This window comes from Ferrovibrio sp., assembly GCF_025869515.1.
Lineage (GTDB): Bacteria > Pseudomonadota > Alphaproteobacteria > Ferrovibrionales > Ferrovibrionaceae > Ferrovibrio.
On the sequence record NZ_JAOZVR010000018.1, the window covers coordinates 1 to 16,360 of the forward strand.

The window sequence follows — 16,360 nt, forward strand, 5'->3', positions numbered from 1 at the left end:
ATACCGCCGCTGCCCCGACCGTAGCGAAGCGAGGGCGACCGTGCCGAAAACCAGAAAATCGTTCAGGGCCTGCGTCTTGTTGCGCTCGGCCGGCCGGTAGACCTCGGTCAGCAGGGCGGTGCCGCCGATATACATGAAGTTCCAGCCGACCCCGAGGATCAGCAGTGCGGCCTGGAAATTCAGTACCGTTACGCCGGCCAGAGCGACGGCAATGCAGGCCAGGTTGAGTACTGCCCCCACCACGATAATTCGCAGGGCGCCGAATCGCGCAATCAGGCTGCCGGTGAAAAAGCTGGGAAAGAACATGCCGAAGACATGCCACTGGATCACAGTGGCTGCGTCGGCGAAAGGATGTTCGCATATCTGCATGGCCAGCGGCGTCGCCGTCATCAGCAGGTTCATCACGCCATAGCCGAACATGCCCGCCATCGCGGCCACCACGAAGGCCGGCTGGCGCACGATCTCAGCCAGTGGACGGCCCGGCTCGCGCAGTTCGGCGACCGTCGGCTTCGGCAGCCGCACGGCGGGCAGAATACCGAGGACCAGGATGGGCAGGGCCGCCGCTGCCAGGTAGGACGCCAGAAACAGATAGGGCGAGAGCAGTTCGCGCGTATGCTTGGCGATCTCCGGGCCCAGGAAAGCCGATACCAGCCCGCCGACCATGACCCAGGATATGGCCCGGCTTTTCATCTCCTGCGGGGCAATATCGGCGGCCGCGAACCGGTAAAGCTGGGTGAAGGCGACCGAGGCCCCGAAGATGAAAGCGCCAAGGCAGAACAGCCAGAAATGCGCCAGGTAGACGCCCAGGGCCGCAATCAGCGAGCCGCTGGTACCGATCAAGCAGCCGGCCATGAAGCCGAGCTGGCGGCCGATCCGGCGCATCAGCAGGGAGGCCGGAATAGTGGCCAGCGCCGTGCCACCGACCACGAAGGTGACCGGCAGGGTCGCCAGGGCCTTGTCCTCAACCAGCAGGAAGCCGACCAGCCCGCCGAGCGTCACCTGCAGGGTCGTTGCCGAATTCGCCAGCGCCATGCAGATGGCAAGAATGAACACGTTCCGCCTTGCGGCGGCCGGCGACTGCGTTGTCATGGGAGACGGACCGATTCTACTTATTTCAACTGGGCAATAATATTCAGAAGCAGAACCTGCGTCACTACGCCTTTTCCAAGAACTTCATCGGTCGGTTCGCGCAATCGATCGCGCAACGCGTAAAGGTCCTTGCCGGTAAAACGCGCCGGAACATCAAGCGGGGGTCCCTTGAGCAACTCCCGGATATAGCGGTCACGCAGCAAATGCATCTTGTCGTTCACGGCCGGCACGTTGTCCGGTGGCACTTCAAGATGCAGAATCAGCATCACTTCGCGCGGCTTCTGCCCCTCCGGCACTACATAGACGCTGAATGGCTCAAGCGGGATAAAGGCCGGACGCTTCACCGGCGCTTCCGGCGGCGGATCATTCGGATCGACGGCTGCCTCATCCTGCTGGTTCTTTGGCGCGAATATAAACAGATACACGGCCGCCCCGCCGCCAGCGAGCGATGCCAGAACCACCAAAGCCAGAATGATCAGACCAAGCTTGCGCAATCAGGTATCTCCAGCGACTCAGGTCGCCTGTTGGAATAGTTTAATCCATTTCCGGCGTTACGATCCGCCGAAATGCTGAAACCCGCCGTGATCCAGCGTGAGCGGCATGCCGGTATGGTCCTGCACAACCACCCCCTGCCCGGCTGTCAGCATACCGATCCGCGTCGCGGCCAGGCCAACGGAGCGCGACAGCGCAACCACAGCCGCCGCCTGATCCGGCGCCGCAGAAAACAGCAATTCATAATCGTCGCCGCCGCTCAGCACGACGGATAGCAGATCGGGATCATCCTGCACGGCCTGTCGCGTGGCCAGCGACAATGGCACGGCATCGGCGGTAATAACCGCTCGCAGGCCCGAGGCCTTGGCCATGTGCCCCGCGTCCTGCACCAGCCCATCCGAGACATCCATGGCGGCATGGGCCAGGCCGCGCAGGCGCTGGCCGAAAGCCAGACGCGGTGTGGGCAGATGCAGCCTGGCATCGAAAAACAGCATAGCCGCCGAAGAAAACAGCCGATGATTCAGCTTGGTCTCAAGCCCCAGGGCCGCGTCGCCGATACTGCCGGTCACATACAGATCGTCACCAACCTGCGCGGTTGAACGGCGCAGCATGCTGCCGGACGGCATGCTGCCGAAAGCTGTCACCCCGAGCGTGATGCCGGCCGGCGTGCGCACTGTGTCGCCGCCATAGAGCGGAAAGTCGAACGCCTCCTGATCGCGCCGCAATCCATCGCAAAACTTCGCCAGCCAAGCTTCGTCTGGTTCGGCCGGCAACCCAAGGATCAGCTGGTATCCGATCGGCCTGGCGCCCTTGGCGGCAAGATCGGACAGATTGACCCGCAGCAATTTGCGAGCAATGCGCTCCGGCCCGTCCTTGGCCAGGAAATGCACACCTTCGATCATCGCATCGGTGGTGACGACCAGATCCTCACCCGCCGGAACCGGCACGATGGCGGCGTCATCACTAAGATTGAAAGCACCCGGCGCGGATGCGGAGAGCGGCGCAAGGTAGCGCGCGATCAAATCGAATTCGCCAAGGCCCACTTGCCCGGGCATGGTGGCCTCAGGCTGAGAATTCGCCGGGGCGCAGCTTGCGCGCCACCGCGTCGATCACGCCATTGGCCAGCTTGATTTCGCGTGGACCGAAAAAGGCACGAATGATGCCGAGATACTCGTCAATCACCGTGGTCGCCGGCACATCTATGCGGGCGATGATCTCATAGGCGGCACAACGCAACGCATAACGCAGGATCGCTTCCATGCGATCAAGCGCATCCACACGCGGCATGGCATCCTTGATGACGCGATCGACCTCGGCCTGCTGCCGGGCGACACCACGGACCACTTCGGCGAACCAGTCCGCATCGGCCTCGCGCATCTGCACGCCTTCGATTTCCTCGGACTGGCGATGGGTACGGAAGTCGGCGATGACGGCTTCCGGATTGGCGCCGCCGAATTCGATCTCATAGAGAGCCTGCACCGCGAACAACCGCGCGACCGACCGGCGTCCGGCTGGTCGATCGTTGCGTGTTCCCCGGCGCTGCCCTCCCTCGCTCATATCGAAAACAGCTGTTTCAAACCAATCATGGCAACCGCGGCCAGGGCCGCCTGTCCGCCTTTGTCCTGGCGGTCCTTGCGGGCACGATCCCAGGCCTGGGCCTCATTCTCGACGGTGATGATGCCGTTACCGATGCAGAGCTGATGCTCGATCGAGAGTTGCTGCAGGCCGCGGGCGCTTTCATTGACCACCACATCGAAATGCGCCGTCTCGCCGCGGATCACACAGCCGAGCGCGACATAACCGTCATAGGCTTTCTCGCCCTTGCGGTTCATGGCGAAACGGATCGCGGCCGGCAGTTCGAGCGCACCAGGCACATCGATCCGGTCATAGTCGAAATCGGAAGCCTCAATAATCGCCTTGGCGCCTTCGAACAGCGCATCGGCAATATCCTCGTAGAAACGAGCCTCGACGATCAGTACCCGCGGCTTGCGGATCTCAATGGCCAGATCGCCCGACATCTGGGTCTCATGACTGGAGAACCGCTGCGTCTTGCCTGCCTTCTTCTTGTTCTTGGCCGCCGCCTTTTTACCGGCCGGCTTCCCCCTGCGCGCCACCATTTTCAGTTCTCCCTGCGAACCTTGATAGGTCGGGTTTCGACGACCGAGAGGCCGTAGCCCTCCAAGCCGACGATGGTGCGTTCGACATTCGACAGGACCACCATGTCCTTCACCCCCAGATCGATCAGGATCTGCGCCCCGATACCATAATCCCGGAGATGCGCTGATTTTTCAACCGCTTCGCCCATCTTCTGGCGAACGTTGTCGGACAGGGCGGTCGCCCGGGGCTCACGGATCAGCACCACAATCCCGCGCCCGGCTTCGCCGATCAGCTGCATCGCGCCATGCAGCACGCCGGAGCGCGCGCCGTGATCGCCCAGCACATCCTCGAGTACATTCATGGCGTGCATGCGCACCATGACCGGCTTGCCGTCGGCCACATCGCCCTTCACCAGCGCGATATGCTCCGCATATTCAACACGGTTACGATAAACCACCATGCGGAACTTGCCGCCCCAAACGCTGTCGATCTCACCCTCGACAACTTTCTGGATCAGATTGTCGTGGCGGCGACGGTAGGCAATCAGATCGGCGATGGTGCCGATCTTCAGGTTGTGCATCTGCGCGAACGATACCAGATCGGGCAATCTGGCCATGGTACCGTCGTCATTCATGATCTCGCAGATCACCCCGGACGGATTGAGCCCGGCGAGGCGCGCGATATCGACACCGGCTTCGGTATGGCCGGCACGTACAAGCGTGCCGCCATCGCGCGCCATCAGCGGAAAAATGTGGCCGGGCACGGCGATGTCCTGCGGACCCTTGGCCGGATCAATGGCGACGGCCACGGTCTGGGCACGGTCGGCGGCCGAGATGCCCGTGGTGACCCCCTCGCGGGCTTCGATGGACACAGTGAAGGCAGTCTGGTGGCGCGAGGCGTTATGCTGCGCCATCAGCGGCAGGCCAAGCTGCTCGATACGCTGGCGCGTCAGCGTCAGGCAGATCAGGCCGCGGCCGTATTTGGCCATGAAGTTGATCGCAGCCGCATCGGCCATTTCGGCCGGGATATACAGATCGCCTTCATTTTCGCGATCTTCCTCATCGACCAGGATCACCATGCGGCCCTGGCGGGCCTCCTCGATGATCTCCTCGGCCGAGGCAATGTAACGCTTGATATCATCCATGCTGTTCACGACGGCTTGCTCCACTGCTGCAGGCGTGCCACGTAGCGCGCCAGCACGTCGATTTCCAGATTGACGCGATCCTCGGCCTTCAGCTTGCCGAGCGTCGTGACCTGCTGGGTATGTGGGATCAGGTTGACGCCGAAGACGACGCCATCGATGCCGTTCACCGTCAGCGATGCGCCATCGACCGTGATCGAGCCTTTCTCGGCAATGAAACCGGCCAGACCCGCGGGCGCGCGGAAATCGATCCGCAGCGACTCACCCTCGGCTTTTGTCGATACAACTTCGCCCACGCCGTCGACATGACCGGAGACGATATGGCCGCCCAGTTCGTCACCGACCTTAAGGCTGCGCTCAAGATTGATCGTCGTGCCCTCTTTCCAGTTGCCCAGCGTGCTGCGTGACAGCGTCTCGGCCGAGACATCGACGGCAAACCAGTCAGCACCTTTCTGCACGACCGTCAGACAGACGCCCGCGCAGGCAATCGAAGCACCGATGTCGATGCTGGCCGTCTCGTAGCGGGTGCGGATACGGAAATGGGTGTCGCCGCGCGTTTCGCGGGCAACGACAGAGCCGATATCGGTGATGATCCCTGTGAACATAGCCTAGTTTTAGAGGGGGCGGATGAAGGTTTCCAGCAGGTCGTCACCGAGAATATCGGCCCGGACCCGCTGCCAACGCGGCGCTTCCGCTACGGTATCAATGCCAAAAGCGGCAATTCCGGGCAATCCGTCGCCACCGATGACGCTCGGGGCTCGAAACCAGATCATCCGGTCGACCAGATCGGCCCGGATCAGACTGGCGGCAAGCTTACCACCACCCTCGACCAGAATCCGGGTCAGGCCGCGCTCGGCAAGCTGGGCAAAGGCCTGCGGCAGATCGGGGAACCCGGCCTCGTCCGCCTCGACGGCAATAACCTCCACGCCGCATTCCTCAAAAGCCTGCCGGCGGGACGTTTCTGCATCATCGCGGGTGATCAGCCAGGTCGGTGTCTCTTTTGCCGTTGCGACGACCCTCGAGGTGAGGCTGAGGCGCAGGCGACCATCGAGAATGATTCGCACAGCGGGACGCTTGGGCAGGCCCGGCAGACGGCAGGTCAGATCAGGATCATCCTGCAATGCAGTATTGCTGCCCACCATCACCGCGTCATGCTGGGCACGCAGCAGATGGGTGCGCATGCGCGCTACCGGGCTGGTGATCCATTTGCTGTCGCCGGTATGCGTGCCGATACGACCGTCAAGACTGACGGCCAGTTTCAGCGTCACGGCAGGGCGATTGCGTTCGCGGCTGAGCAGGAAACCGTTATTCACTTCGGCAGCGGCATTCGCGAGACAGCCTTCCGCGACCTGGATGCCCGCTTCGCGCAGCAGCGCCGCTCCCTTGCCGGAAACACGGGTGTCGGGATCTTCCAGCGCTATAACGCAGCGCGCGATTCCGGCAACCACCAATGCCTCGGCACAGGGCGGGGTACGGCCATGGTGGCTGCAGGGTTCAAGCGTGACATAGGCCGTGGCGCCGCGGGCGGCATCGCCCGCCTGCTGCAGCGCCATGGTCTCGGCATGCGGGCGACCACCCACCGCGGTCCAGCCGCGACCGACAATGCGGTCAGCTTTGACGATTACGCAGCCAACCGCCGGATTGGGCCAGGTGTTGCCCAGTCCGCGCGCCGCCAGCCCGAGCGCGATGCGCATGTAGCGCTCGTCGCGGGCGGCAGCGGCCTTGTCAGTCATCTTCGCCAGCGCCGCTCAGCGAACCGATGAACTCTTCGAAATCCTTGGCCTCGCGGAAATTGCGATAGACCGAGGCGAAGCGCACATAAGCCACCTTGTCGAGTGCAGCCAGGCCGTCCATCACCAATTCGCCGATGGAATCCGACTTGATCTCGCTCTCGCCTGAGCTTTCGAGCCGACGCACGATGCCGTTGATCAGCCGCTCGATGCGTTCCGGATCAATCGGCCGCTTGCGCGTGGCGATCATAATCGAACGGGCCAGCTTGTCGCGATCGAACGGTGCCTTCAGCCCGTTCTTCTTGATCACGGTCAGCTCGCGCAGCTGGATGCGCTCGAATGTGGTGAAACGCGCACCGCAATTGGGGCAGAAGCGCCGACGGCGGATCGCCGAGTTATCCTCGGTCGGCCGCGAATCCTTCACCTGGGTATCGTCATTGCCGCAGAACGGACAACGCATGGTCGGCTTTCCCCCGCCTTATGATTTTAAATTCAGAGCTGCGGATAGATCGGGAAGCGGTTGCAGAGCGCCACCACCTTCTCCGCCACGGCCCGTTCCACATCGGAATTGTCATTGGTCTGCTTGGCGATGCCATCCAGCACGTCGGCGATCAGATTGCCGATCTGGCGGAATTCGGCCACGCCGAAACCGCGTGTGGTGCCGGCCGGGCTGCCCAGGCGAACGCCAGACGTGACGGTCGGCTTTTCAGTGTCGAACGGCACGCCATTCTTGTTGGTGGTGATGCGGGCCCGTTCCAGGCTTTCGACGCAGACATTGCCCTTCAGGCCCTTGGAGCGCAGGTCGACCAGCATCAGGTGATTGTCGGTGCCGCCGGAGACCAGATCGTAGCCGCGTTCCTGCAGCGCCGCCGCCATCGCCTTGGCATTGTCGACCACGGCCTGGGCATAGGAGCGAAATTCCGGCGTCAGGGCCTCGCCGAAGGCCACCGCCTTACCGGCGATCACATGCATCAGCGGGCCGCCCTGCAGACCCGGGAAGACGGCCGAGTTGATCTTCTTGGCCAGCGCCTCGTCGTTGGTCAGCACCATGCCGCCGCGCGGGCCGCGCAGCGTCTTGTGCGTGGTCGTGGTGGCGATATGGGCATGCGGAAACGGGCTCGGATGCACGCCGCCGGCAACCAGTCCGGCGAAATGCGCCATGTCGACCATGAAGAGTGCGCCGATGCTGTCGGCAATTTCACGGAACCTGGCGAAGTCCCAGAAGCGCGGATAGGCCGAGCCGCCGGCGATGATCAGCTTCGGCTTATGCTGCTCGGCCAGCTTGGCCACCATGTCCATGTCGATGCGCTGGTCATCCTGACGCACGGTATAAGGCACCACGTTGAACCACTTGCCCGACTGGTTGGCCGGCGATCCATGCGTGAGATGGCCTCCCGCGGCAAGGTCGAGCCCCATGAAGGTGTCGCCCGGCTTCAGCACGGCCATGAACACAGCCTGGTTGGCCTGCGCGCCGGAATGCGGCTGCACATTGGCAAAGCCGCAGTCGAAAATCTTCTTGGCACGCTCAATCGCCAAAGTCTCGGCGACATCGACGAATTCGCAGCCGTTGTAATAGCGCTTGCCTGGATAGCCCTCGGCATACTTGTTGGTCATCACCGAGCCCTGCGCCTCCAGCACGGCGCGGCTGACGATGTTCTCAGAGGCGATCAGCTCGATCTGATGCTGCTGGCGGTCGAGTTCTTTGACGATGGAGTCAAAGATTTCCGGATCGGCCTGCTTGAGCGAGCGCTCGAAAAAACCGGCATGGGTGACGGTGGGCTTGGCGGCGGTGCTGGGCATCGGAAAACTCCTGGGCGTCTGAATGCGGTCAGGCCGGCTGGCCAAGCTTGGCGACACGGCCGGTATGACGGCCGCCGGCAAAGGGGGTGTCGAGGAAAGCCTTCAGGCAGTCCCGCGCGGTCTCGACGCCGATCAGGCGGGCTCCCAGGGCCAGTACATTGGCATCGTTATGCTCACGGCACAGGCGGGCACTGGTGATGTCGTGCACCAGGGCGGCCCGGCAACCGGGAATACGGTTGGCGGCGATCGAGATGCCGATACCGGTCCCACAGACGGCAACGCCACAGGCGGCCTTTCCGGCTGCCACGGTTTCGGCCAGTTTGCGACCGAAATCAGGGTAATCGACACTGTCGGAGGAATTGGTACCGAGGTCGAGGACATCGTAGCCCTGGGCCTTAAGCTCATCGCGCAGCAGGTTTTTCAACTCAAAACCAGCATGATCGGCAGCGAGAGCAACCGTGGGCTTGGACATCGGCAGAGCACCTCGGGGAAAGACGGCCGGACCCTACAATATCCGGTGGCAGGTGCCAACCCTACCAACAAGGGAAATGCTTTCCGGCCGAGAAATACCGTCCGGAAAGAGCTGGAACAAATCAAGAATTTATGGCTCGAAAAAGAAGGCCCGGCGTTTATCGCCGGGCCCCCTCACCAACCCCGATCAAGCGAGGCTTAGTTCACGTAGTCGTAGGTGCCGTTCTTCCAGACATAGACCTTGTAAGCTGGCGAGGTGGTATCGCCCTTGGCATCGAACGATATCTCGTTCAGCACGGTCTTGAACTTGCCCGCGCGCAGCGCCTTCTCGACATCGGCGGTCTTGACCGACTTCGCCGTGGTCGCCGCCTGCACCCAGGCCTGGACGGCGGCATAGGTGTACAGCGTGTAGCCTTCCGGGTCGTAGCCCTGGGCTTTAAACTTGTCGACCAGCGGTTTGGCAACCGGGTTCTTGCGCGGATCGGCGTCAAAGGTCATCAGCGAGCCTTCGCCAGCCGGGCCGGAAATCGCCCAGAACTGCTTGTCGACCAGAGCATCGCCGCCCATCAGCGGGGCATTCAGGCCCTGTTCCTTCGCCTGACGCACGATCAGGCCGCCTTCAGGGTGATAACCACCGAGATAAATCAGCTCGATACCGGCCTGCTTCATCTTCGAAACCAGCGCCGAGTAATCCTTTTCGCCGGCGGTGACGGCTTCGAACATGGTTTCCTTCACGCCCTTGGAATTCAGGCGCTTCCTGGTTTCTTCGGCCAGGCCCTGACCATACGGGGTCTTGTCATGCAGGATCGCGACCTTCTTGCCTTTGAACTTGTCCAGGATGTAGTCACCGGCAACGATGCCCTGTTGGTCATCGCGACCGCAGACGCGAAATACGTTCTTGTAGCCGCGATCCGTGTACTTCGGATTGGTCGAGGCCGGGGTGATCTGCAGGATGTTTTCTTCCTTGTAGACATCCGAGGCCGGGATCGACGAACCCGAGCAGAAGTGACCGATCACAACGGCGACCTTCTCCTGCACAGCGCGGTTGGCAACCGCCACCGCCTGTTTCGGGTCGCACTGGTCGTCGCCGATGATCAGCTGGATCTTCTGGCCGTTGACGCCGCCGGCTGCGTTGATGTCGGCCACAGCCATTTCGGCGCCGCGCTTCATCTGCTCGCCGAAGCTGGCAAGCTGGCCGGTGATCGGACCGTTGAGGGCGATCTTCACCTGAGCCGAAGCGGCCCCGGCAAACAACCCGAGCGACGCGACAACCGCCAAACCAGTCGTAAGTTTACGCATGACTTCCTCTCCCTGTTTTGAGGCATTGGTAAAAGTCTAGTGCAGTCGGGCCGGGCTCGGCAACAACCTAAGGTGTTCCTTGTTTTTCCCGCCAGCCGAGCAGGCTGGACCGTTCGTAGAGCCATGGATACTGGTGCACCATCTGGTCCACCTTGGTCAGCCGGAAGCCGAAACTGGCCAGCGCCCAGACCACAACCACCGAGATCAGATAGGGTATGACGGCCAGCAACTCCTCCTGGAACAGCGAAAACGCCAGGAACCGGTTCGCGGCCGCCAGGATCAGGCTATAGGGCAAAATCTGCCAGTAGGAGCGCCAAGTGCCGGCAATTGCCTGCCCCATCAAAAAGGCGCAGCCGCCGACCAGAACCACGGTGAGGCCGAGGAAAACCCAGAGGCTTTCGCCCAGGATGGCCTGCAGCATCAGTGGCCTCCTTCCAGATAGGCAGCCCGGATCTGCTCGTTGGCGAGCAGTTCGCTGCCGCTGCCGCTCATGGTGATGCGGCCATTCACCAGCACATAGCCGCGATGGGCGAGCTTGAGCGCGTGGTAGGCATTCTGCTCGACCAGCAGAACGGTGACGCCATCGGTGCGGTTGATCTCCTCGATGATCGAGAAAATCTGCTTCACCACCAGGGGTGCGAGACCGAGCGACGGTTCGTCCAGCAGCAACAGCTTTGGCCGACTCATCAGCGCGCGGGCAATGGCCAGCATCTGCTGCTCGCCGCCCGACAACGTGCCGCCACGTTGCTCGCTGCGCTCTTTGAGGCGCGGAAACAGGCCATAGACGCGTTCGAGATCGGCATCGAAATGCGCCGGGTCGCAGGCGACCGCGCCCATACGCAGGTTTTCCAGCACTGTCATGCGCGGAAAAATGCGACGTCCTTCCGGCGCATGAGCCAACCCCCGGCGCACCAGAAGATGAGTTGCGATGCCGGTAATATCTTCGCCAGCCAGTTTCACCTGCCCGTGGCGCGGCTTCGGATGACCGCAGATACTCATCAGCAGCGTAGACTTACCAGCGCCATTCGCACCGATCAGGGCAACGATCTCGCCTTTCTTCACCTCGACATCGACGCCCTTGAGTGCATGCACGGCACCGTAATAGGTATGCAGACCGGCGACCGAGAGCATCAGGCGACACCCTTTGCTGCGACAACATCTTCCGGTTCACCGAGGTAAGCCGCGATCACCTTCGGATCGTTCCGCACGGCGTCTGGCGGGCCATCGGCAATCTTCCTGCCGTAATCCAGCACCACAATGTGATCGGAGATTTCCATCACTACGCTCATGTCATGCTCGATCAGCAGCACGCCGCATTTGTGCTCGTCGCGGATGAAGCGCAACAGGCTGTTGAGATCGGCAGATTCGCGCGGATTGAGGCCAGCGGCGGGTTCGTCCAGGCACAGCAGCACCGGCTCAGTGCACATAGCGCGCGCGATTTCCAGGCGGCGCTGGCCGCCATAGGGCAAGCTGCCGGCGGTCTCGTCGGCCGCATCCAGCAGTTTGGTGCGATCCAGCCAGTAGCGCGCCCGATCCACCGCCTCGGCTTCGGCCTTGCGATAGCCCGGCCAGCCGAACAATCCAAGGAGCGTGTAGCCCGACGCCCGCATCAGCTTGTTATGCTGGGCGACGATCAGGTTTTCCAGCACCGTCATCTTCGGGAACAGCCGAATATTCTGGAAGGTGCGTGCCACCCGCGCCTTGCCGGCAATTTCGTTGCCCGACATACGCTCGAGCAGGAACAGCTTGCCGTCGTTGTTGAGAGTCAGGCGGCCCACCGTCGGCTTATAGAAACCGGCAATGCAGTTGAACACCGTGGTTTTGCCGGCCCCATTTGGGCCAATGACGGCCGTGATCTTGCCCGGCATTGCCTCGAAAGATACGTCATTAACGGCGATCAGGCCGCCGAAACGCATGGTCAGGTGTTCGACCCGGAGCAGCAGCCCGCTCATGGTGCGCCTTTCCCGGCTTTCGCTCCGGCCGGATGCAGCCGCATGGTCGGTTCACGATGGGCCAGCAGGCCCTGTGGGCGCCAGACCATGATCAGCACCATGGCGGCACCGAAGGCCAGCATGCGGAACAACGCGAACTCGCGCGCCACCTCCGGCAACAGTGTCAGGAAAGCAGCCGCCAGCACAATACCGGCCTGGCTGCCCATACCGCCGAGCACGACAATGGCCAGAATGACGGCAGATTCAATGAAACTGAAGCTTTCCGGACTGATGAAGCCCTGGCGCGTGGCGAAGAAACTGCCGGCGAAACCGCCGAACATCGCACCAATGGCAAAGGCGGTGAGCTTGGTGTTGGTCGGATTGATGCCGAGCGCCGTACAGGCGATCTCATCCTCGCGCAATGCTTCCCAGGCACGGCCGACCGGCAGTTTGCGAATGCGCATGGTGAAGATGTTGGTGACCAGCGCCAGCGCCAAAATCACGTAGTAAAGGAAAATGATGCGGTGGATCGAGGCGAATTCCAGGTCGAACAGCTGGTGGAATGCTGTTGTACCCTCTGGAGGATCGGCGCTGAAGGGAAAGCCGAAGAATGACGGCCGCTGGATACCGGAAATGCCGGCCGGACCACCAGTGACCGACTGCCAGTTCAGCAGGATGACGCGAATGATCTCACCGAAACCAAGCGTGACGATGGCAAGATAATCACCACGCAGCCGCAAGACAGGGAAACCGAGGATGACGCCGAAGGTCGCGGCGAGCAGTCCGGCCAGCGGCAAGCTCGACCAGAAGCCGAAACCGAAATGCATCGACAGCAGCGCGTAGGTATAGGCCCCCACGGCATAGAAGGCGACATAGCCAAGATCAAGCAGGCCGGCAAGACCGACCACGATATTCAGGCCCCAGCCGAGCATCACATAGATCAGCACCACGGTGGCCAGATCGACCACGGTACGGCTGGCAAAGGGCATCATCGGCAGGATCACGGCAAAAGCGATCAGGGCCGGCATCAGCCATTTATCGGCCTTACGACCCAGGTCGCTGAGCAGTTCCTTGCGATCGGCCGTGGCAGCCTCGTCCTGCATACTCTTCTCGCGAGATCTGCGACGCCAGTCGAAAGCGATACGCATGCCGAGCCGGCCGAAGAAAACTGCAATCGCCGAATAGGCGATGTAATCGAAGCGGGTCTTGATCCCGAGCGGTCCGCCGGTATCGATGGTTTCGAAACCGATCAGCGGCAGGGCCAGAACCGCCGCCACCAGGGCAGCCAGAAACGCATCGCGCAGACGTTCCGCTACCGCCATCTCACACCTTCTCGACTTCCGGCCGGCCGAGCAGGCCGGTCGGGCGGAAAATCAGCACAACGACCAGGATGACAAACACCGCGACGTCCTTGTACTCGATGCTGAAATAGGCTGACCAGAAAGCCTCGATCAGGCCGATCAGCAAACCGCCCAGCATGGCGCCAGGCAGGCTGCCGATGCCACCCAGCACCGCGGCGGTAAACGCTTTCAGCCCGGCCAGGAAGCCGATGTAGAAATCCACCACGCCGTAATACAGCGACACCATCACGCCGGCGACGGCGGCCAGCACCGCGCCCAGAACGAAGGTCAGCGAGATCGTGCGGTCGGTATTGACGCCAAGCAAAGCCGCCATCGTGCGGTCCTGTTCGCAGGCGCGCTGGGCACGGCCAAGCGGCGTGGCCGAAATCAGGTAAGAAAAGCCCAGCATCAGCAACAGGGTCATCATCATGATGATGATCTGGAGGTAGGAGAGCGTGACGGAGAAGGTCTCGCCTTTCATCAATTCGACGCCGCCGCGGATCATCGGCTGCAGTGGCTTGATCTTGGCGCCCTGTGCGATCTGCACGTAGTTCTGCAGGAAGATCGACATGCCGATGGCAGAGATCAGCGGCGCAAGGCGAAATGATCCGCGCAGCGGCCGGTAGGCAATCCGTTCGACCGTCCAGCCATAAAGGCCGGTAATCAGCATGGAAACGATCAGCACGATCAGCAGCGCCAGCGGTATCCAGGTAATGCCGACGATACCCAGAATAGAAAACGTGATCACCGCGATAAAGGCGCCGATCATGTAAATCTCGCCATGAGCGAAATTGATCATGCCGATGATGCCGTAGACCATCGTATATCCGATGGCAATCAGCGCGTAGACAGCACCCAGCGTCAGGCCGTTGATCAATTGCTGAAGAAAATACTCCATTCGCCCCCGTTTAGCGGTCCGACTGGTCGTTGCGCTGCTTGTTCAGCACATAGCGGAGTTTCTGCGCTGCAAGCCGCCCAAGTTCGTCCCTGGACAGGCGCGGATCGCCAACCATGGACACTTCCCTGCCCGTCTCCGGATCAACAGCGATCACCTGCAACGCCGTACCAATGCGGCGAAACTCGATGATCGCTTCCCAGTCCCCGTCATCGCTCCCTGTCGCGTCTGACATGAATCGTCTGTAACATTCCTTTGCAAACAGTCTCAAGAGTTAATCAGGTTTTGCACAGAGCTAGACGTCATCCTGCGCGACCGGCGCCACCGGGGAAATTTAATTGCCGCTTTGCCGATGCGCTTGCTCTTTCAAGGATAGTATTTTATATATAAAATAAATTCCTGAGGTTCCCGATGCAGATTCTCAATCCCGCCGAATGGGCCAAGCCGAAAGGCTATGCCAATGGCATCGCCGCCGAAGGCCGTCAGGTTTTCGTGGCGGGCCAGATCGGCTGGACTTCCGAAGCGCTCTTCGAGAGCGACGACCTGGTCGACCAGACTCGCCAGGCCCTGCGCAATATCGTCCGTGTCCTGGCAGAAGCCGGCGCGCGGCCCGAGCATATCGTGCGCCTGACCTGGTATGTGGTCGACAAGCGCGATTACATGGCACGCAATGCCGATCTGGGTAAGGTTTATCGGGAAATCCTCGGCAAGCACTTCCCAGCCATGACACTGGTGCAGGTCGCCGCGCTGCTTGAGGACCGCGCCAAGGTCGAAATCGAGGCCACCGCGATTATCCCGACCACAGCCTGATCGTCACTAAATACCCTCTGGCAGGCGGAACCCGGCCAGCAGATTAACGTTTGGTTTACGATTGCCGCTCATCGGCAGGCTCCGTCCGGGAGGAAACCATGCGTGAATTACTGCTGATTCTCGGGGCGGCCTGCATTGCCAGCCTGCCTTTTGTCGCCTTCAACGCGTGGTTCGAGACGGCGCCAAGGCCAGAAACCGCCGCGCTGTGGAGCAATGACCTGCATCAGGCCAGTCCTGCCTACACCATGCCAAAGGTGATGGCCGCCTCCGCAAAGATCGAGCAGCGGTGATGCGCCTCTTTCCCGTTGTCACCGGCCTGTTGCTGCTGACCTGCTCGGCAACTGGATTCGCCCAGGCCCCAAAACAGGAGGAGCCCGCGCCACGGCAACCGCGCGCCGCTGTTCCCGGACCGAATGCCGAGCCAGGCATCCCAATGGGGGAAAAGAGCAAGACCCCTGATTTTTCGGTCGATCAAAATATGCCACGTCTCAGCAGCGATCAGGTGGCAGCCGTCGGCGCCAAATTACGCAATGAGGCCGGCGACACGCTGGGAACAGTGGAAAATATCGTTCTCGACCGCGACGGCCGGGTCGTCGCGCTGGTGATCGGGATCGACAAGCTGCTCGGTCTGGCGGAGGACCGCATCGAAATCGACTGGAAACAGGTACGTTTCGAACGCAAGGATGCCGTGGTCAGCTTCGTCACGCCATTGAACAAGGACGAATTGCGCAGCCAGGCGAAATTCAGTCCTCCCAAACGCCAGCCAGGCTGATCGAAACTCAGCCCAGATCGCGGATCATCTTGATGATGCCGGAATAGTCCACCGGCCCGTTGCCATTATCGACATATTCGGCATACAGCGCCGTGGCCTCTGCGCCCAGTGGCGTCTGAACCTTGGCCGCACGCGCGGCCTCCTGCGACAGTTTCAGATCCTTCAGCATCAGCTCGGCCGCAAAGCCAGGTTTGTAATCGCGATTCGCCGCCGAGGTCGGTACAGGGCCCGGTACCGGGCAATGGTTCAGCAGCGCCCAGCACGAACCAGATGAACTGCCGACAATATCAAACATCGCCTGCGCCGACAGGCCGAGCTTTTCGGCCATCACGAAAGCTTCGGAAATACCGATCATGGTGATGCCCAGCACCATGTTGTTGCAGACCTTGGCGGCCTGACCGTTCCCGGCGCCACCGGCATGCACGATTTTTTTGCCCATGGCTTCCAGAATCGGCTTCGCCCTGGCGAAAGCCGTATCGCTGCCGCCGACCAT

At 61.5% G+C, this 16,360-nt stretch carries 22 protein-coding genes; 3 read left to right on the forward strand and 19 right to left on the reverse strand.

The genetic code is table 11. From position 1 onward, the window contains the following. The 18 genes from OJJ21_RS03750 to OJJ21_RS03835 form a co-directional block, all read right to left on the reverse strand. On the reverse strand, window positions 1-1,089 hold a 1,089-nt coding region (locus tag OJJ21_RS03750; protein ID WP_297683298.1), incomplete at its 3' end, for an MFS transporter. A 20-nt stretch (window positions 1,090-1,109) separates the two neighbouring features. Next, window positions 1,110-1,583 carry a hypothetical protein gene (locus OJJ21_RS03755; RefSeq protein WP_297683300.1) on the reverse strand — a complete coding sequence of 158 codons (474 nt, stop codon included), beginning with the start codon at window positions 1,581-1,583 and terminating at the stop codon, window positions 1,110-1,112. A gap of 57 nt (window positions 1,584-1,640) precedes the next feature. Next, window positions 1,641-2,636, reverse strand: a complete 996-nt coding sequence (gene thiL, locus OJJ21_RS03760) for a thiamine-phosphate kinase (RefSeq protein WP_297683302.1) — start codon at window positions 2,634-2,636, stop codon at window positions 1,641-1,643. A gap of 7 nt (window positions 2,637-2,643) precedes the next feature. Next, window positions 2,644-3,138 (reverse strand): transcription antitermination factor NusB, encoded by a 495-nt coding sequence (nusB, locus tag OJJ21_RS03765; protein ID WP_297683304.1) that lies wholly within the window; start codon window positions 3,136-3,138, stop codon window positions 2,644-2,646. Further along, window positions 3,135-3,698 (reverse strand): 6,7-dimethyl-8-ribityllumazine synthase, encoded by a 564-nt coding sequence (locus tag OJJ21_RS03770; protein ID WP_366092331.1) that lies wholly within the window; start codon window positions 3,696-3,698, stop codon window positions 3,135-3,137. The genes nusB and OJJ21_RS03770 overlap by 4 nt, the downstream gene beginning before the upstream one ends. A gap of 2 nt (window positions 3,699-3,700) precedes the next feature. Continuing rightward, window positions 3,701-4,822, reverse strand: a complete 1,122-nt coding sequence (gene ribB, locus OJJ21_RS03775; protein WP_297683340.1) for a 3,4-dihydroxy-2-butanone-4-phosphate synthase — start codon at window positions 4,820-4,822, stop codon at window positions 3,701-3,703. 5 nt (window positions 4,823-4,827) lie between these two features. Beyond that, complete coding sequence (locus tag OJJ21_RS03780) at window positions 4,828-5,424, reverse strand: riboflavin synthase (protein WP_297683306.1); 597 nt, start codon at window positions 5,422-5,424, stop codon at window positions 4,828-4,830. A 9-nt stretch (window positions 5,425-5,433) separates the two neighbouring features. Further along, on the reverse strand, window positions 5,434-6,552 hold the full coding sequence (ribD, locus tag OJJ21_RS03785) for a bifunctional diaminohydroxyphosphoribosylaminopyrimidine deaminase/5-amino-6-(5-phosphoribosylamino)uracil reductase RibD (RefSeq protein WP_297683309.1): 1,119 nt from the start codon (window positions 6,550-6,552) through the stop codon (window positions 5,434-5,436). After that, window positions 6,545-7,009, reverse strand: a complete 465-nt coding sequence (gene nrdR / locus OJJ21_RS03790; protein ID WP_297683311.1) for a transcriptional regulator NrdR — start codon at window positions 7,007-7,009, stop codon at window positions 6,545-6,547. The genes ribD and nrdR overlap by 8 nt, the downstream gene beginning before the upstream one ends. Before the next feature lie 32 nt (window positions 7,010-7,041). Further along, a complete protein-coding gene (gene glyA, locus OJJ21_RS03795; protein ID WP_297683313.1) occupies window positions 7,042-8,349 on the reverse strand; it encodes a serine hydroxymethyltransferase in 1,308 nt (435 codons plus the stop codon). A gap of 28 nt (window positions 8,350-8,377) precedes the next feature. Then, window positions 8,378-8,821, reverse strand: a complete 444-nt coding sequence (gene rpiB, locus OJJ21_RS03800; RefSeq protein WP_297683315.1) for a ribose 5-phosphate isomerase B — start codon at window positions 8,819-8,821, stop codon at window positions 8,378-8,380. Between the two features lie 197 nt (window positions 8,822-9,018). Then, window positions 9,019-10,119 carry a branched-chain amino acid ABC transporter substrate-binding protein gene (locus OJJ21_RS03805; RefSeq protein ID WP_297683317.1) on the reverse strand — a complete coding sequence of 367 codons (1,101 nt, stop codon included), beginning with the start codon at window positions 10,117-10,119 and terminating at the stop codon, window positions 9,019-9,021. A gap of 67 nt (window positions 10,120-10,186) precedes the next feature. Next, window positions 10,187-10,540 (reverse strand): DUF6867 family protein, encoded by a 354-nt coding sequence (locus OJJ21_RS03810; protein ID WP_297683319.1) that lies wholly within the window; start codon window positions 10,538-10,540, stop codon window positions 10,187-10,189. Beyond that, a complete protein-coding gene (locus OJJ21_RS03815; protein ID WP_297683321.1) occupies window positions 10,540-11,250 on the reverse strand; it encodes an ABC transporter ATP-binding protein in 711 nt (236 codons plus the stop codon). Before OJJ21_RS03815 ends, OJJ21_RS03810 begins: the two co-directional genes overlap by 1 nt. Beyond that, window positions 11,250-12,071, reverse strand: coding sequence for an ATP-binding cassette domain-containing protein (locus OJJ21_RS03820; RefSeq protein ID WP_297683323.1), 822 nt, complete (start codon window positions 12,069-12,071; stop codon window positions 11,250-11,252). Before OJJ21_RS03820 ends, OJJ21_RS03815 begins: the two co-directional genes overlap by 1 nt. Then, a complete protein-coding gene (livM, locus tag OJJ21_RS03825) occupies window positions 12,068-13,372 on the reverse strand; it encodes a high-affinity branched-chain amino acid ABC transporter permease LivM (RefSeq protein ID WP_297683325.1) in 1,305 nt (434 codons plus the stop codon). The genes OJJ21_RS03820 and livM overlap by 4 nt, the downstream gene beginning before the upstream one ends. A gap of 1 nt (window position 13,373) precedes the next feature. Continuing rightward, entirely contained in the window at window positions 13,374-14,288 is a 915-nt protein-coding gene (locus OJJ21_RS03830) for a branched-chain amino acid ABC transporter permease LivH (protein ID WP_297683327.1), read from the reverse strand. Window positions 14,289-14,298: 10 nt separating this feature from the next. Next, window positions 14,299-14,520 (reverse strand): hypothetical protein, encoded by a 222-nt coding sequence (locus OJJ21_RS03835; protein WP_297683329.1) that lies wholly within the window; start codon window positions 14,518-14,520, stop codon window positions 14,299-14,301. Window positions 14,521-14,696: 176 nt separating this feature from the next. Between OJJ21_RS03835 and OJJ21_RS03840 the strand changes: the two genes are divergently transcribed. The 3 genes from OJJ21_RS03840 to OJJ21_RS03850 all read left to right on the forward strand — a co-directional run bounded on the left by OJJ21_RS03840 (window position 14,697) and on the right by OJJ21_RS03850 (window position 15,867). Beyond that, window positions 14,697-15,095 (forward strand): RidA family protein, encoded by a 399-nt coding sequence (locus tag OJJ21_RS03840; protein ID WP_297683331.1) that lies wholly within the window; start codon window positions 14,697-14,699, stop codon window positions 15,093-15,095. A gap of 98 nt (window positions 15,096-15,193) precedes the next feature. Continuing rightward, window positions 15,194-15,385, forward strand: a complete 192-nt coding sequence (locus OJJ21_RS03845) for a hypothetical protein (RefSeq protein ID WP_297683333.1) — start codon at window positions 15,194-15,196, stop codon at window positions 15,383-15,385. Then, window positions 15,385-15,867: a PRC-barrel domain-containing protein gene (locus OJJ21_RS03850; protein WP_297683334.1), complete on the forward strand. Its 483-nt coding sequence runs from the start codon at window positions 15,385-15,387 to the stop codon at window positions 15,865-15,867. The genes OJJ21_RS03845 and OJJ21_RS03850 overlap by 1 nt, the downstream gene beginning before the upstream one ends. A 7-nt stretch (window positions 15,868-15,874) precedes the next feature. Here OJJ21_RS03850 and OJJ21_RS03855 read toward each other — a convergent pair. Further along, a partial coding sequence (locus OJJ21_RS03855; protein WP_297683336.1) for an NAD-binding protein occupies window positions 15,875-16,360 on the reverse strand: 486 nt, incomplete at its 5' end.

Excerpts from the sequence above, each read along its gene's own strand:
- thiL (WP_297683302.1), bottom strand. The coding sequence starts at position 2,636 with ATGCCCGGGCAAGTGGGCCTTGGCGAATTCGATTTGATCGCGCGCTAC.
- nusB (WP_297683304.1), bottom strand. The coding sequence starts at position 3,138 with ATGAGCGAGGGAGGGCAGCGCCGGGGAACACGCAACGATCGACCAGCC.
- OJJ21_RS03770 (WP_366092331.1), bottom strand. The coding sequence starts at position 3,698 with ATGGTGGCGCGCAGGGGGAAGCCGGCCGGTAAAAAGGCGGCGGCCAAG.
- ribB (WP_297683340.1), bottom strand. The coding sequence starts at position 4,822 with ATGGATGATATCAAGCGTTACATTGCCTCGGCCGAGGAGATCATCGAG.
- OJJ21_RS03780 (WP_297683306.1), bottom strand. The coding sequence starts at position 5,424 with ATGTTCACAGGGATCATCACCGATATCGGCTCTGTCGTTGCCCGCGAA.
- ribD (WP_297683309.1), bottom strand. The coding sequence starts at position 6,552 with ATGACTGACAAGGCCGCTGCCGCCCGCGACGAGCGCTACATGCGCATC.
- nrdR (WP_297683311.1), bottom strand. The coding sequence starts at position 7,009 with ATGCGTTGTCCGTTCTGCGGCAATGACGATACCCAGGTGAAGGATTCG.
- glyA (WP_297683313.1), bottom strand. The coding sequence starts at position 8,349 with ATGCCCAGCACCGCCGCCAAGCCCACCGTCACCCATGCCGGTTTTTTC.
- rpiB (WP_297683315.1), bottom strand. The coding sequence starts at position 8,821 with ATGTCCAAGCCCACGGTTGCTCTCGCTGCCGATCATGCTGGTTTTGAG.
- OJJ21_RS03805 (WP_297683317.1), bottom strand. The coding sequence starts at position 10,119 with ATGCGTAAACTTACGACTGGTTTGGCGGTTGTCGCGTCGCTCGGGTTG.
- OJJ21_RS03810 (WP_297683319.1), bottom strand. The coding sequence starts at position 10,540 with ATGCTGCAGGCCATCCTGGGCGAAAGCCTCTGGGTTTTCCTCGGCCTC.
- OJJ21_RS03815 (WP_297683321.1), bottom strand. The coding sequence starts at position 11,250 with ATGCTCTCGGTCGCCGGTCTGCATACCTATTACGGTGCCGTGCATGCA.
- OJJ21_RS03820 (WP_297683323.1), bottom strand. The coding sequence starts at position 12,071 with ATGAGCGGGCTGCTGCTCCGGGTCGAACACCTGACCATGCGTTTCGGC.
- livM (WP_297683325.1), bottom strand. The coding sequence starts at position 13,372 with ATGGCGGTAGCGGAACGTCTGCGCGATGCGTTTCTGGCTGCCCTGGTG.
- OJJ21_RS03830 (WP_297683327.1), bottom strand. The coding sequence starts at position 14,288 with ATGGAGTATTTTCTTCAGCAATTGATCAACGGCCTGACGCTGGGTGCT.
- OJJ21_RS03835 (WP_297683329.1), bottom strand. The coding sequence starts at position 14,520 with ATGTCAGACGCGACAGGGAGCGATGACGGGGACTGGGAAGCGATCATC.
- OJJ21_RS03840 (WP_297683331.1), top strand. The coding sequence starts at position 14,697 with ATGCAGATTCTCAATCCCGCCGAATGGGCCAAGCCGAAAGGCTATGCC.
- OJJ21_RS03845 (WP_297683333.1), top strand. The coding sequence starts at position 15,194 with ATGCGTGAATTACTGCTGATTCTCGGGGCGGCCTGCATTGCCAGCCTG.
- OJJ21_RS03850 (WP_297683334.1), top strand. The coding sequence starts at position 15,385 with ATGCGCCTCTTTCCCGTTGTCACCGGCCTGTTGCTGCTGACCTGCTCG.